Consider the following 13,376-nt stretch of genomic DNA (forward strand, 5'->3'; position numbering starts at 1 on the left):
CTGGGGTCTACTTCCGCTGGTAGCCGTTCCGGGACTGCTTCGCGTCCTGGCTGTCGTCGTACTTCTCGTACGCGTCGACGATACGGCCGACCAGCTTGTGCCGGACGACATCCTCGGACGTGAGCCGCGAGAAGTGGATGTCCGGAACCCCTTCGAGGATCTCCTGTACCTGGCGCAGACCGCTCTTGGTGCCGCCCGGCAGGTCGACCTGGGTGACGTCACCGGTGACGACGATCTTCGATTCGAAGCCGAGCCTGGTCAGGAACATCTTCATCTGCTCGGGGCTGGTGTTCTGCGCCTCGTCGAGGACGACGAACGCCTCGTTCAAGGTGCGACCCCTCATGTACGCGAGGGGGGCCACCTCGATGGTTCCCGCCGCCATGAGCCGCGGGATCGAGTCCGGGTCGATCATGTCGTGGAGCGCGTCGTAGAGCGGGCGCAGGTACGGGTCGATCTTGTCGAAGAGCGTTCCCGGCAGGAAGCCGAGGCGCTCGCCGGCCTCGACGGCGGGGCGGGTCAGGATGATCCGGCTGACCTGCTTGGACTGCAGGGCCTGGACCGCCTTGGCCATGGCGAGGTAGGTCTTGCCGGTACCGGCGGGGCCGATGCCGAAGACGATCGTGTTCTTGTCGATCGCGTCGACGTACCGCTTCTGGTTGAGGGTCTTGGGACGGATGGTGCGGCCGCGGCTGGAGAGGATGTTCTGGGTGAGCACCTCCGCGGGCGTCTCGTCCGGTCCCTCGCCGTTGCCGCTCGACTTGAGCATGGCGATCGAGCGTTCCACTGCGTCCTCCGTCATCGGCTGCCCGGTGCGGAGCACCAGCATCATCTCGTCGAACAGGCGCTGGATCAGAGCGACTTCCGCCGCCAGCCCGAGCGCGCTGACCTGATTGCCCCGAACATGGATGTCGGCCTCCGGGAAGGCCTTCTCGATCACGCGCAACAGGGCGTCGCCCGAGCCGAGGACGGACACCATCGGGTGGGCTGCCGGGACGGTGAAGTGGGCTCGCGCCTGCCCCGGCGCGGGGGTCTGGGCTGTCGGTGTCTGAGTCATGGGCCGGCACTGTGGCCTGCGCATACCTCCCACTGAGGGGCCGCGCCGATCGACGGCCTCCGGACTTCCAAGCGTACGTCGCCGCCGCCGCATCCCCGAGGGGTTTTACCGGGTCCCGCGCCGGGCCCCCCACGGGGCTGCGCGCGGCCCCCAAACCGGCCCCGGCCCCTCACACCCGGCCCCGCACCCGCCCCGCGCGCCACCCCGCCCCTACGCCGGCCGCCGGAAGCCGATCGTCGGGACCGCCCGGCGCCGGCTGGCCGGGGCCGCGCCCGGCGGGACCAGGTCGTCGAGGAAGCCGTACCGCCCGCGCAGTTCTTCGGGTGCGGTGCGCCACCAGTGGGCTACCTCCGGCCAGCCGGGGGCCGACAGCGAGCCGCCGAACTCCTGCACCGACAGGGCCGCCGTGAGGCCCGCGAAGGCGAGCCGGTCCGCCAGCGGCCATGCGGCGAGGGTGCCGGTGAGGAAGCCCGCCACGTACACGTCGCCCGCGCCGGTCGGGTCGAGGGCGTCGACCGTGATCGCCGGGACCTGCGCCGTCTCCCCGGTCCGCCCGTCCACCGCGTACGAGCCCTCGGCGCCCATGGTCACCACCGCGATCGGGACCTTCTCGGCCAGCGCCCGGGCCGCCGCGCGCGGGCAGTCGGTGCGCGTGTAGGCCATCGCCTCCCCCGCGTTGGGCAGGAACGCCTCGCAGTGCTCCAGGTCGGCCAGCGCCCCCAGGTCCCACCGCCCGCTCTCGTCCCACCCGACGTCGGCGAAGACCCGCGCCCCGTCCCGGGCCGCCTCGGCCACCCACGGCTCGCCTCCGCCCAGGCCGAGCGAGGCCACGGCCGCGCGGGTGCGGGGCGGACACTGCGGGAACGGCCCGGGGCCCGCCGGGGGCGGGGCCTCGTGGCCGTGCGAGACCATCGTGCGCTCGCCCTCGTAGGCCATCGAGACGGTGACGGGGCTGTGCCAGCCGGGCACGGTCCGTGACATCGACAGGTCGATGCCCTCGCCCTGTTCGAGCGCGTCCCAGCAGTACTCGCCGTAGTGGTCGTCCCCGAAGGCGGCGGCGAGGCAGGTGCGCAGGCCGAGGCGGGCGAGGGCGGTGGCCATGTTGGCGACGCCGCCGGGGCTGGAGCCCATGCCGCGCGCCCAGGACTCCGTACCGCGCACGGGGGCCGAGTCGAGGCCGGTGAAGATGATGTCGAGGAACACGGCGCCCGTCAGGAAGACGTCGCAGTCCGGCTCTTGGGGGTCGCGCAGCGGGCCGAGCGGGTCCACGGCGGCGGTGCGGCTGTCCCGGCTGGTGCGACTGCTCACGATGTACTCCCCGTTCGGCACGCGTTTCGCTGGCGTGGTCATCTGCTCGACGTTTCCGGTCGACGTTCTTGGCGGGTCGTTTCTTCAATGGGGTTAACACACGCCCGCCGTGCGGCCCCTCCCTCCCGGGTGGACCCGGAATACAGTGTGACGCAGATCACCACCTGAACGCCCTTCTCCGAAGATCCGGCCGGTTGGTGGATATGAGCCCCGCGCTCTTGCGGAATCTCACGCTCCACCTTTGTCACCTGGAACACCCGTGCCCGACCGCACCCCGCGCCGCCCGCCGCCTGGCCGCTCGTCGCGCTCTTCGCCGCCGGTTACGTCGCCCCGTACCTGCTGCCGACCGTCGTCGGGCGGCTCGATGCACACCTCCCGCTGAGCCCCGCGCAGGCCGGACTGATCGGCTCGGTCCTGCTGCTCGGCTCCGCCGCCGCCGGTTTCACCCTGGCCTCCCGCATCCCCCGCCACGGTCCACGGCCGCCGGCCCGGCTCGGGCTGCTGCTGTCCGTCCTCGGCTACGGCACCGCGGCCGCCACCCCGCTGCTCCCGCTCGTCGTCGCGGGCGCCGTCGTCGGCGGCTTCGGCTCGGGCGCGGCGACCGCCGTGGCCGCCTCCGGGATCGCCGCGCAGCGCGACCCGCACCGCACCTCCGCGCTGGGGCTGCTGTCGGTGTCGGCGACCGCCGGGGCCCTGTACCTGACCCTGCCCCGGCTCGGCGGCGGCCACGGGCTGCCCTTCGCGGCGATCGCCCTGGTCGCGGCGGTGTGCTGGCCCGCGACGGGCCGGCTCGGCGGAGCCGCCGCGCAGGGCCCGCGGAGCCGCCGGGCCGTACGGGTCTGCGGGCGGCTGCCGTACCCGCTCGCCGGGGTGGTGCTGGCCGGGGCCCTTGTGCTGTGGTCCCTCGCGCAGAACGCCCTGTGGGGCGTCAGCGGCCGCATCGGCGCGCAGCAGGCGGGCCTGTCCGAGGTCACCCTCGGCGTCGTCTTCGCCGCCTCGCTCGGCGCCGGGCTGCTCGGGGTCACCGCCGCCTCCGCGTTCGGGGCCCGCCTCGGCCGGGCGGTCCCGGTGGGCGCGGGCACGGCGGTCATCGCCTGCTGCGTGGTGCTGGCCTCCCGGGCGGACGGCCTGGCCGCCTTCGCCGCCGGGGAGATCTTCTGGAACGCGGTCTACCCCGTCGTGCTCTCCTACGCCATCGGCCTCGCGGCCGCCCTCGACCCGCGCGGCCGCTGGGCCGTCCTGGTCGGCTCCGCGTCCTCGCTCGGCGTGGCCTGCGGGCCCGTCACCGGGAGCCTGCTCGCCGAGGGCGCCGGGTTCCCGGGCATGGGCCTGGTCCTCGGCGGCCTGCTGCTGGCCGTGGCCGCGCCGATGACCGCCGTCGCCCTGCACGTCGGCGGACGCCCGCTGGTCCCCGGCTCGGTGTGGCGGCGCGGAGGGGCCCCGGCGGCCGTGCCGGCCGCCGGCGCGGGCGCCCCGACGGGTGCGGTGCCCCGGGTCGGCGCGCCCGAGCTGGAGGTCGCCGAGATCGCGCTCCGCCGCGCGCGCTCCCCGGGCCGGCCCCCGCTGCGGGTGCTGCTGCTCTCCCCGGCGGCCGCCCGCCGCTCACGCGAGCAGGCTTCGCGGCGGGTCCGGTCCGGAGTCTGCGCAACGACCGGGCCGGGTCCGGGGTCGGACCCCGGCCCCGGCACCGGGCCGGCTCTCAGGCCCGCTTCGGCACGGGAACCCGTACGAGGTCGGCGGCGATCGTCAGCTCGCCCTCGAAGCCGGCCGCTCGGGCCTGGCGTTCGAACTCCGACGGATCGCCGTAGCGCTGCGAGAAGTGCGTCAGCACGAGGTGCCGCACGCCCGCGTCCCGCGCCACCCGGGCGGCCTGTCCGGCGGTGAGGTGGCCGTGGTCGGTGGCCAGCCGGACGTCCTCGTCGAGGAACGTCGATTCGATCACCAGCATGTCGCAGCCCGCCGCGAGCGTTTCGACGCCCTCGCAGAGCCGGGTGTCCATCACGAAGGCGAACCGCTGCCCGGGGCGCGGCTCGCTGACGTCTTCGAGGGTGACCTCCCCGAGGCGGCCCTCGCGCTGGATGAGGCCCACGTCGGGCCCCTTGATCCCGTGGAGCGCGAGCAGTTCGGGCCGTATCCGGCGGCCGTCGGGCTCCGTGACCCGGTAGCCGAAGGACTCCACCGGGTGCGAGAGCCGTACGGCGTCCAGGGTGTAGGAGTCGGTGCGCGCCAGCACGCCGTCCCCGGCCACCGGTTCCTCGGCCATCTCCACGGTCTCGCGGTAGGCCGTGGCGTAGCGCAGCCGGTCGAAGAACTTCTGCCCGGAGGCCGGGTAGTGGGCGCTGACGGGGTGCGGGACCCGGTCGAGGTTGATGCGCTGGATCACCCCGGCGAGGCCGAGGCTGTGGTCACCGTGGAAGTGGGTGACGCAGATCCGGTTGATGTCGTGGGCGGCCACTCCGGCGCGCAGCATCTGGCGCTGGGTGCCCTCGCCGGGATCGAAGAGGATGCCCTCGCCGTCCCAGCGCAGCAGGTAGCCGTTGTGGTTGCGGTGGCGGGTGGGCACCTGGCTGGCGGTGCCCAGGACCACGAACTCTCGTACGGACACGGCTTATCCCGGGGGCCACTCGAAGCCGCGGCCGCCCAGGACGTGCGCGTGGGCGTGGAAGACGACCTGGCCGGCTCCGGGGCCGGTGTTGAAGACGAGCCGGTAGCCGCGGCCGGTGAGCCCCTCCTCGGCGGCGACCTCGCCTGCCTCGCGCAGCACGTCGGCGGTGATCTGGGGCTCGGCGGCCGCGAGGGAGGCGGCGTCGGGGTAGTGCACCTTCGGAATGACGAGGACGTGGGTGGGCGCCTGCGGGTTGATGTCGCGGAAGGCGACGGTCGTCTCGGTCTCGCGGACGATCGTCGCGGGGATCTTCCCCGCGGCGATCTTGCAGAACAGGCAGTCGGCCTGCGGTTCCCCGGCCATTGCTGAGCCCTTCGTGACAGTGATCGGTTCCGGCATCGTATCCACCGTCGCCGGTCGGACCCGTCACGACCAGCGGCCCGTCAGGACCGGCAGTCCGTCAGGACCGGCAGTCCGTCAGGACCGGCAGTCCGTCAGGACCGGCAGTCCGTCAGGACCGGCAGTCCGTCAGGACCAGCGGCCCGTCCTGGCCAGCAGGACCGCGGCGGCCGCCGTGCCGGCCGTGGAGGTGCGCAGCACCGAGGGGCCCAGCCGGTACGGGTGGGCCCCGGCCGCCGCGAAGGCGGCGAGCTCCTCCGGCGAGACTCCGCCCTCGGGCCCGACCACCAGGACGACGGAGCCCGCGGCGGGCAGCTGCGCCGTGGCCAGGGCGCCCGAGGGGGTGTCGCGGTCCTCGTGCAGGACCATCGCCAGGTCGGCCCCGGCGAGCAGCGCCGCGACCTGCTTGGTCGACATGGCCTCCGCGACCTCGGGGAAGCGCACCCGGCGGGACTGCTTGCCCGCCTCCCGCGCGGTCGCCCGCCACTTGGCGAGGGACTTGGCACCGCGGTCGCCGCGCCACTGGGTGATGCAGCGCGAGGCCTGCCAGGGCACGATCGCGTCGACGCCGGTCTCCGTCATGGTCTCGACGGCGACCTCGCCGCGGTCCCCCTTGGGCAGGGCCTGGACGACGGTGATCCGGACGGCCGGCTCCGCCTCCTCGAAGACCCCGGACACCGAGACCACGAGCCGGTCCTTGCCCTCGGCCGCCTTCACTACGGCCTCGGCCCAGCCGCCCCGGCCGTCGGCGAGCACGACGGCCTCGCCCGGGGTCAGCCGCTTCACGGAGACCGCGTGCCGGCCCTCGGGGCCGTCCAGGACGAACTCCGGCCCCGCGGGGACCTCCTCGACCACGAACACGGGGGCGGTCATGACGCACTCCTCATCTGCATTGTCTTCAACGCGTGCTGCGCTGCGGCGAGTTCCGCCGCGAGCACCTCCACCAGCTCCCCGGCGGGCATCGCCCGCGACAGCCGGTGCCCCTGACCCGCCCACAGGGCCATGCCCTGCGGGTCCCCGGCCGCGGCGGCGGCCTTGCGCAGCGGCGAGGTCAGGTGGTGGACCTGCGGGTACGCGGCCGGGGCGTACGGGCCGTGCTCGCGCATGAACCGGTTGACCAGCCCCCGGGCCGGCCGCCCCGAGAAGGCCCGGGTCAGCTCCGTGCGGACGAACAGCGGGTCGGTCAGCGCCTTCTTGTGCAGCGGGTCGGCGCCGGACTCCGGGCAGGCCAGGAACGCCGTGCCGAGCTGCGCGGCCTCCGCGCCCGCCGCGAGCAGCGCGGCGATCTGCGAGCCGCGCATCAGACCGCCCGCCGCGATGATCGGGAGGGCCACCGATTCGCGTACCTGCGCCACGAGCGCGAGCAGGCCGACGCCCGCCGTGCCGTCGGCCTGCGGGTCGTCGCGGTGGGTGCCCTGGTGGCCACCGGCCTCCAGGCCCTGGACGCAGACGGCGTCCGCCCCGGCGCTCTGCGCGGCGCGGGCCTCCTCGACCGAGGTCACGGTGGCGATCGTGTACGTACCGGCCTTGCGCAGGCAGGTGAAGGCCGCGGGCGAGGGCAGTCCGAAGGTGAACGAGACCACGGGTACCGGGTCTTCGATGAGGATGGCGAGTTTCGCGTCGTAGCCGTCGTCGCAAGTGCCGAGGAGGTCCTCCTCCGCGAGGGAGATCCCGTACCATCCGGCCTCGCTCGCGAGCTGTCCGCGGTACACCTCCAGCGCGGCCGGGTCCACGGAGGAGGCCTGCGGCATGAAGAGGTTGACACCGAAGGGGCGGCGGGTGAGCGCGCGCAGCCGCTTGATCTCCTGGTACATGCCGTCGGCGGTTTTGTAGCCGCCGGCCAGGAAGCCCAGTCCGCCCGCTTCGCACACGGCGGCCGCGAGCGGCGGGCAGGACGCGCCGCCCGCCATGGGAGCCTGCACGATCGGGTACGCGAAGAGACCGTTCGGTGCGGAGGACATGAGCTGCATCGTGCCACGTCCCGCGCAGGGGGCCGAATCACGGCATTCGCCTGGCATAGTCCCCTTCACCGGATCGGCGAGAACCCGCCGTCACCTGCGCCGCGAGCCCGGTCCGGGGCATCCCCGGACCGGGCTCGCAGGTGTTCGCGTACGTACGTCCGCGGGTGGCTCAGCGCCCGTTGAAGGCGTCCTTCAGGCGACTGAAGAGCCCCTGCTGGCCCGGCGCGAACTGGCCCGTCGGCCGCTCCTCGCCGCGCAGCTTCGCCAGCTGGCGCAGCAGGTCCTCCTGCTGGGCGTCCAGCTTGCTCGGGGTGGTGACCTCGACGTGGACGATGAGGTCGCCGCGCCCGCCGCCGCGCAGGTGCGTGACACCCCGGCCGTGCAGCGGGATGGCCTGGCCGGACTGGGTGCCGGGCCGGATGTCGATCTCCTCCAGGCCGTCCAGCGTCTCCAGCGGGCACTTGGTGCCCAGGGACGCCGCGGTCATCGGGATGGTGACCGTGCAGTGCAGGTCGTCCCCGCGCCGCTGGAAGGTCGCGTGCGGCAGCTCGTGGATCTCCACGTACAGGTCGCCGGCGGGGCCGCCGCCGGGGCCGACCTCGCCCTCGCCCGCGAGCTGGATCCGGGTGCCGTTCTCGACACCGGCAGGGATCTTGACCGTGAGGCTGCGGCGGGAGCGGACCCGGCCGTCGCCCGCGCACTCGGGGCACGGGGTCGGGACCACGGTGCCGAAGCCCTGGCACTGCGGGCAGGGGCGCGAGGTCATGACCTGGCCCAGGAAGGACCGGGTGACCTGCGAGACCTCGCCGCGGCCGCGGCACATGTCACACGTCTGCGCCGAGGTGCCGGGGGCGGCGCCCTCTCCGGAGCAGGTGGTGCAGACGACGGCCGTGTCGACCTGGATGTCCTTGGTGGTGCCGAAGGCGGCCTCGTCCAGCTCCAGGTCGAGGCGGATCATGGCGTCCTGGCCGCGGCGGGTCCGCGAGCGCGGTCCGCGCTGCGAGGACTGGCCGAAGAAGGCGTCCATGATGTCGGAGAAGTTGCCGAAGCCACCGGCCCCGAATCCGCCCGCGCCGCCGCCTCCTCCGGAGGAGGACAGCGGGTCGCCGCCGAGGTCGAAGACCTGCTTCTTCTGCGGGTCCGAGAGCACCTCGTAGGCCGCGTTGATCTCCTTGAAGCGCTCCTGCGTCTTCGGGTCCGGATTCACGTCCGGGTGGAGTTCACGCGCGAGGCGGCGGAAGGCCTTCTTGATCTCGTCCTGCGATGCGTCGCGGCGCACGCCGAGAACGGCGTAGTAGTCCGTGGCCACTTACGACTCCGCCAGGATCTGTCCGACGTAACGTGCCACTGCGCGTACCGCTCCCATCGTTCCGGGGTAGTCCATGCGGGTCGGTCCGACCACGCCGAGTTTGGCGACTGCTTCGCCGCCCGAACCGTAGCCGACCGAGACGACGGACGTGGAGTTCAGTCCCTCGTAGGCGTTCTCATGCCCGATCTTTACGGCCATTCCCGACTCATTGGCCTCGCCCAGCAGCTTGAGGAGCACGACCTGCTCCTCCAGCGCTTCGAGCACCGGCCTGATCGTCAGGGGAAAATCGTGTCCGAAGCGGGTGAGGTTGGCGGTGCCGCCGATCATCAGCCGCTCCTCCGCCTCCTCCACCAGCGTTTCGAGGAGGGTCGCCAGGACGTCCTTGACCGTCGCCTGGTCGTCCCCGGAGTCGAAGGACTCCGGAAGGTCCTGCACCAGCGGCGGCACGTCGGTGAACCGGCGGCCGACGACGCGGCTGTTGAGACGGGCCCGCAGATCGGCCAGCGAGGATTCCGTGAAGGGGGCCTGGCAGTCGACGAGCCGCTGCTCGACCCGGCCGGTGTCCGTGATGAGGACGAGCATGAGGCGGGCCGGGGCCAGCGAGAGCAGCTCCACGTGCCGGACGGTGGACCGGGTCAGGCTCGGGTACTGGACGACAGCGACCTGCCGGGTCAGCTGCGCGAGCAGCCGTACGGTCCGGCCGACGACGTCGTCGAGGTCGACGGCGCCGTCGAGGAAGTTCTGAATGGCCCGGCGCTCGGGCGTCGACAGCGGTTTGACCCCCGCCAGCCTGTCGACGAAGAGGCGGTAGCCCTTGTCGGTGGGGATCCGGCCGGCGCTGGTGTGGGGCTGGGCGATGTAGCCCTCCTCCTCCAGCACGGCCATGTCGTTGCGCACGGTGGCGGGCGAGACGCCGAGCCGGTGCCGCTCCGTGAGCGCCTTGGAGCCGACCGGCTCCTCCGTCCCGACGTAGTCCTGGACGATGGCGCGCAGCACTTCGAGTCTGCGTTCGCTGAGCATCGCGCACACCTCCATCGTTTCCGTCGTTCGCGGCTGGGACTGTTGGCACTCTGAGCGTTCGAGTGCCAGAGATCCCCCGGTCAGTGTACGGCGGGGTGGTGTACCCGTAGCAAGGGTGGCCCGCCAAGGTAGCGTCGCGGCATGGACGTGCGTTGGGAAGAGGCGGGCTGGGAACGGCTCACCGATCGGGCCGGCCGGCGGCGGCTGCCGGTGTGGGATTGCACGGTGGGACTGGTGGTGGGCGATGATTCGGCCCTCCTGATCGACCCCGGTTCCTCCGTCCGGGAAGGCGCCCTGGTGCGGGCCGAGGCGGAGCGACTGGCGGGCCGGCGCGTGACTCATATCGCATTCACACACGGACATTTCGACCACGTGCTGGGCGGTGCGGTGTTCGCGGGGGCGGAGGTCTACGGTCCCGTCGGCCTGGACACCCTGCTCTCCGTCAGCCATGACGACCTGCGGGCCGACGCGGTCCGGCACGGCCTGGCACCGGCCGAGGCCGCCGAGGCGGTGGACCTGCTGGTGGTCCCCCGGCACCTGGTGTCGGGCGAGTGGACGCTCGACCTGGGTGGCGTGCAGGTGCTGCTGGCCAACGTGGGGCCCGGGCACACCCGGCACGATCTGGCCGCCTTCGTCCCGGGCGGCGGTCGGGAGGTCGTCTTCTGCGGCGACCTCGTCGAGGAGTCGGGTGAGCCCCAGGCCGGCCCCGACGCCGTACCCCGCCAGTGGCCGGCGGCGCTGGACCGGCTGCTCTCCCTGGGCGGCGACGACGCGCTGTACGTGCCGGGTCACGGAGCGGTGGTCGACGCCGCCTTCGTCCGTGAGCAACGCGCCACACTGGCGGCCCGTTTCGGCGTGTCGGACGCCTGAACGCGCCCGCTCTCCTACCCTCGGCCGGATGCGTGAGTACTCCCCCGACCTGACACCCCAGTGGAAGCGCGCCAAGCCCGTTCCGGAGGTGCCGGCCGACCCCGACCTGGTGGTCGAGGTGGCGGGTACGGACTTCTGCGGCGCGGTGGTGGGGTGCGAGGCGGGCACCGTCACCCTGGAGGACCGCTTCGGCAAGCGGCGGGTCTTCCCGCTGGAGCCCCGCGGGTTCCTCCTGGACGGCGCGGTGGTGACGCTGACCCGCCCGGTCCGCGCCCCTTCGGCCCCGGTGCGCACCGCGTCCGGCTCCGTGGCCGTGCCCGGCGCGCGGGCGCGGGTGGCCCGGGCCGGCCGGATCTACGTGGAGGGCCGCCACGACGCCGAGCTCGTGGAACGGGTCTGGGGCGACGACCTGCGGATCGAGGGCGTGGTGGTCGAGTACCTGGAGGGCATCGACGACCTCCCGTCGGTGGTCGCCGACTTCGCCCCGGGCCCGGACGCCCGCCTGGGCGTCCTCGTGGACCACCTGGTGCCGGGCTCGAAGGAATCCCGCATCGCCGCGTCGGTGACCTCCCCGCACGTCCTGATCGTGGGCCACCCGTACGTGGACGTCTGGCAGGCGGTGAAACCGTCCGCGCTGGGCATCGCGGCATGGCCGGTGATCCCGCGCGGCCAGGACTGGAAGACGGGCATCTGCCGGGCGCTGGGCTGGCCGGAGAACACGGGCGCCGCCTGGCGGCACATCCTGTCCCGCGTGACCTCTTACAAGGACCTGGAGCCCACCCTGTTGGGCGCGGTGGAGCACCTCATCGACCACGTCACGGCGCCGTAGCACGCGGGGAAAAGGCTGTCGGTCACGATTGCGGCGAAACCCCTCGCAGCCAGACGGCCGTTCATATGATGTGCCTCCTTTGAGTGACTTTCAGGTGGGGGCACCGATGCACGGCAGCGACGGCAGCGACGGCAACAGCAGCGACAGCGACGGCCCGAGAGGCCGCATACGTCCCGGGGACCGGATCCGGCGGGCGCTGGTCGCCCTCCTGGTGGCGGGCGCGGCCGTCGCCTGCGCTCCGGCCGCGAGCGAGGGCCCCGCGGTGTCCGCGCCGCCGTCCCTCACCTCGGCGGCCCCGACGACGGCCTCGCCGACACCGACTCCGACTCCGTCCCCACCGCCCTCGGCCACCCCCTCGCCGGTCCCGGCCCCGGCGGCCACCACCGCCCCCGCCTCCGGCACCGACCGGAAGGCGCCCGTCGCCCCCACGACCCGGGCGGCCGCCAAGCCCACACCGAAACCCACGACCAAGGCCCCGGAACCGCCGCCCGCGGCCGCGGACTGCGAGATCGTCTCGAACGCGGGGAACTGCTACAACGCGGGCCAGTTCTGCCGCAAGGCCGACATCGGCCGCTCCACGCACGCCGGGAACGGCCGGATGATCTACTGCCGCCAGGACGGCAGCCAGGCCCGCTGGGGCTACTAGCGGCGACCGGCGGGGCCAGGTCCTGTCCGGGCGATCGCCCGGCCTAGTCCACCAGGTCGCGGACCACCGCGTCGGCCAGGAGGCGGCCGCGCAGCGTCAGTACGGCGCGGCCCGCCTCGTACGGGCCCTGCTCCAGGAGGCCGTCCGCCAACGCCCGCCCGGCGGCGGCAAGGCCGGCGGGGGCGAGCAGCGACAGCGGGCAGCCGTCCACCAGCCGCACCTCCAGCAGGATCCGCTCCACCCGCCGGTCCTCCGCGGACAGGAGCTCGCGCCCCGCGCCCGGTGAGCGCCCCTCCGCCAGCGCGGCCGCGTAGGCGCCCGGGTGCTTCACGTTCCACCACCGCACCCCGCTCACGTGCGAGTGGGCACCGGGCCCCGCGCCCCACCAGTCGGCCCCGCGCCAGTACAGCTCGTTGTGCAGGCACCGCCCGGCCTCGGACGTGGCCCAGTTCGACACCTCGTACCAGGAGTAGCCGGCCTCGGCCATCACGGAGTCCGCGATCAGGTACCGGTCCGCGTGCACGTCGTCGTCCGTCATCGGGACCTCGCCCCGGCGGATCCGCCGCGCGAGCTGCGTGCCTTCCTCCACGATCAGCGCGTAGGCGCTGATGTGGTCCGGTCCGGCCCCCAGCGCCGCCGACAGCGACGCCCGCCAGTCCTCGTCCGACTCGCCCGGCGTCCCGTAGATCAGGTCCAGGTTCACGTGCTCGAAGCCCGCCGCCCGCGCCTCCGCGACGCACGCCTCGGGCCGCCCGGGGGTGTGGGTGCGGTCCAGCACCTTCAGGACGTGCTGCTTCGCGCTCTGCATGCCGAAGGAGACCCGGTTGAATCCGCCCGCGCGCAGCTCCGCCAGGTACCGCGGGTCCACCGACTCCGGATTGGCCTCGGTGGTGATCTCCGCGTCCTCGGCCAGCCCGAACTCGTCGCGGATCGCCGCGAGCATCCGTACGAGGTCCCCCGCGGGCAGCAGCGTCGGCGTGCCGCCGCCCACGAACACCGTCCGCACGGCCCTCGGGTCGTCCCCGAGGACCTTGCGGGCCAGCCTGACCTCGTCGATCAGCGTGTCGGCGTAGTTCTCCCGGGAGGCGAGCACGCCGCCGGTACCCCGCAGTTCGGTGGCCGTGTAGGTGTTGAAGTCGCAGTACCCGCAGCGCGTGGCGCAGTACGGGACGTGCAGGTAGAACCCGAGCGGCCGTTCCCCGGCTCCCACCAGGGCGTGCGACGGCAGCGAGCCGTCTTCGGGCATGGGTTCACCGTCGGGCAGTGCGGAAGGCATACCCCCATTGTCCCGCACCCCCGACCCCACCGTCCCCGGCCACGGCCGGCGGGCCTGCCCGGGACGGGGCCCGTCCCGGGCAGGCCCGCCGGACGGGCC

12 protein-coding genes and 1 pseudogene are annotated in these 13,376 nt (G+C 73.6%); 4 read left to right on the plus strand and 9 right to left on the minus strand.

The features are described from left to right. Window positions 1–7: 7 nt before the first annotated feature. Entirely contained in the window at window positions 8–1,054 is a 1,047-nt protein-coding gene (locus tag J7F03_RS18825; RefSeq protein WP_214950839.1) for a PhoH family protein, read from the minus strand. Between the two features lie 210 nt (window positions 1,055–1,264). Next, window positions 1,265–2,404 carry a carbohydrate kinase family protein gene (locus J7F03_RS18830; protein ID WP_214950840.1) on the minus strand — a complete coding sequence of 380 codons (1,140 nt, stop codon included), beginning with the start codon at window positions 2,402–2,404 and terminating at the stop codon, window positions 1,265–1,267. 183 nt (window positions 2,405–2,587) lie between these two features. Here J7F03_RS18830 and J7F03_RS18835 point away from each other — a divergent pair. Continuing rightward, window positions 2,588–3,907, plus strand: a pseudogene (locus J7F03_RS18835) (MFS transporter); the annotation flags it as partial. Between the two features lie 154 nt (window positions 3,908–4,061). Here J7F03_RS18835 and J7F03_RS18840 read toward each other — a convergent pair. The 6 genes from J7F03_RS18840 to hrcA all read right to left on the minus strand — a co-directional run bounded on the left by J7F03_RS18840 (window position 4,062) and on the right by hrcA (window position 9,656). Further along, window positions 4,062–4,967, minus strand: a complete 906-nt coding sequence (locus J7F03_RS18840; protein ID WP_214950841.1) for a ribonuclease Z — start codon at window positions 4,965–4,967, stop codon at window positions 4,062–4,064. Between the two features lie 3 nt (window positions 4,968–4,970). Continuing rightward, on the minus strand, window positions 4,971–5,330 hold the full coding sequence (locus tag J7F03_RS18845; protein ID WP_214950842.1) for a histidine triad nucleotide-binding protein: 360 nt from the start codon (window positions 5,328–5,330) through the stop codon (window positions 4,971–4,973). A gap of 165 nt (window positions 5,331–5,495) precedes the next feature. Then, window positions 5,496–6,239 carry a 16S rRNA (uracil(1498)-N(3))-methyltransferase gene (locus J7F03_RS18850; protein WP_214950843.1) on the minus strand — a complete coding sequence of 248 codons (744 nt, stop codon included), beginning with the start codon at window positions 6,237–6,239 and terminating at the stop codon, window positions 5,496–5,498. Beyond that, the gene (locus J7F03_RS18855) at window positions 6,236–7,327 is read right to left on the minus strand and encodes a nitronate monooxygenase (protein ID WP_214950844.1); all 1,092 of its coding nucleotides are present in this window, start codon (window positions 7,325–7,327) and stop codon (window positions 6,236–6,238) included. Before J7F03_RS18855 ends, J7F03_RS18850 begins: the two co-directional genes overlap by 4 nt. A 169-nt stretch (window positions 7,328–7,496) precedes the next feature. Next, the gene (gene dnaJ / locus J7F03_RS18860; protein ID WP_214950845.1) at window positions 7,497–8,636 is read right to left on the minus strand and encodes a molecular chaperone DnaJ; all 1,140 of its coding nucleotides are present in this window, start codon (window positions 8,634–8,636) and stop codon (window positions 7,497–7,499) included. After that, window positions 8,637–9,656, minus strand: a complete 1,020-nt coding sequence (hrcA, locus tag J7F03_RS18865) for a heat-inducible transcriptional repressor HrcA (protein ID WP_214950846.1) — start codon at window positions 9,654–9,656, stop codon at window positions 8,637–8,639. It abuts the gene before it with no gap. Between the two features lie 141 nt (window positions 9,657–9,797). On the opposite strand from hrcA, the gene J7F03_RS18870 reads away from it, so the two are divergent. The 3 genes from J7F03_RS18870 to J7F03_RS18880 all read left to right on the plus strand — a co-directional run bounded on the left by J7F03_RS18870 (window position 9,798) and on the right by J7F03_RS18880 (window position 12,001). Next, the gene (locus J7F03_RS18870) at window positions 9,798–10,526 is read left to right on the plus strand and encodes an MBL fold metallo-hydrolase (protein WP_214950847.1); all 729 of its coding nucleotides are present in this window, start codon (window positions 9,798–9,800) and stop codon (window positions 10,524–10,526) included. A gap of 28 nt (window positions 10,527–10,554) precedes the next feature. After that, on the plus strand, window positions 10,555–11,355 hold the full coding sequence (locus J7F03_RS18875; RefSeq protein ID WP_214950848.1) for a DUF3097 domain-containing protein: 801 nt from the start codon (window positions 10,555–10,557) through the stop codon (window positions 11,353–11,355). A gap of 106 nt (window positions 11,356–11,461) precedes the next feature. Further along, a complete protein-coding gene (locus J7F03_RS18880; RefSeq protein WP_214950849.1) occupies window positions 11,462–12,001 on the plus strand; it encodes a hypothetical protein in 540 nt (179 codons plus the stop codon). A 43-nt stretch (window positions 12,002–12,044) separates the two neighbouring features. Here J7F03_RS18880 and hemW read toward each other — a convergent pair whose 3' ends face one another. After that, window positions 12,045–13,277 carry a radical SAM family heme chaperone HemW gene (gene hemW / locus J7F03_RS18885; protein ID WP_214950850.1) on the minus strand — a complete coding sequence of 411 codons (1,233 nt, stop codon included), beginning with the start codon at window positions 13,275–13,277 and terminating at the stop codon, window positions 12,045–12,047. Window positions 13,278–13,376: the final 99 nt, after the last annotated feature.

Source organism: Streptomyces sp. ISL-43, from assembly GCF_018614195.1.
Taxonomy (GTDB): domain Bacteria; phylum Actinomycetota; class Actinomycetes; order Streptomycetales; family Streptomycetaceae; genus Streptomyces.

Excerpts from the sequence above, each read along its gene's own strand:
- J7F03_RS18825 (WP_214950839.1), bottom strand. The coding sequence starts at position 1,054 with ATGACTCAGACACCGACAGCCCAGACCCCCGCGCCGGGGCAGGCGCGA.
- J7F03_RS18830 (WP_214950840.1), bottom strand. The coding sequence starts at position 2,404 with ATGACCACGCCAGCGAAACGCGTGCCGAACGGGGAGTACATCGTGAGC.
- J7F03_RS18845 (WP_214950842.1), bottom strand. The coding sequence starts at position 5,330 with ATGGCCGGGGAACCGCAGGCCGACTGCCTGTTCTGCAAGATCGCCGCG.
- J7F03_RS18850 (WP_214950843.1), bottom strand. The coding sequence starts at position 6,239 with ATGACCGCCCCCGTGTTCGTGGTCGAGGAGGTCCCCGCGGGGCCGGAG.
- J7F03_RS18855 (WP_214950844.1), bottom strand. The coding sequence starts at position 7,327 with ATGTCCTCCGCACCGAACGGTCTCTTCGCGTACCCGATCGTGCAGGCT.
- hrcA (WP_214950846.1), bottom strand. The coding sequence starts at position 9,656 with ATGCTCAGCGAACGCAGACTCGAAGTGCTGCGCGCCATCGTCCAGGAC.
- J7F03_RS18870 (WP_214950847.1), top strand. The coding sequence starts at position 9,798 with ATGGACGTGCGTTGGGAAGAGGCGGGCTGGGAACGGCTCACCGATCGG.
- J7F03_RS18875 (WP_214950848.1), top strand. The coding sequence starts at position 10,555 with ATGCGTGAGTACTCCCCCGACCTGACACCCCAGTGGAAGCGCGCCAAG.
- J7F03_RS18880 (WP_214950849.1), top strand. The coding sequence starts at position 11,462 with ATGCACGGCAGCGACGGCAGCGACGGCAACAGCAGCGACAGCGACGGC.
- hemW (WP_214950850.1), bottom strand. The coding sequence starts at position 13,277 with ATGCCTTCCGCACTGCCCGACGGTGAACCCATGCCCGAAGACGGCTCG.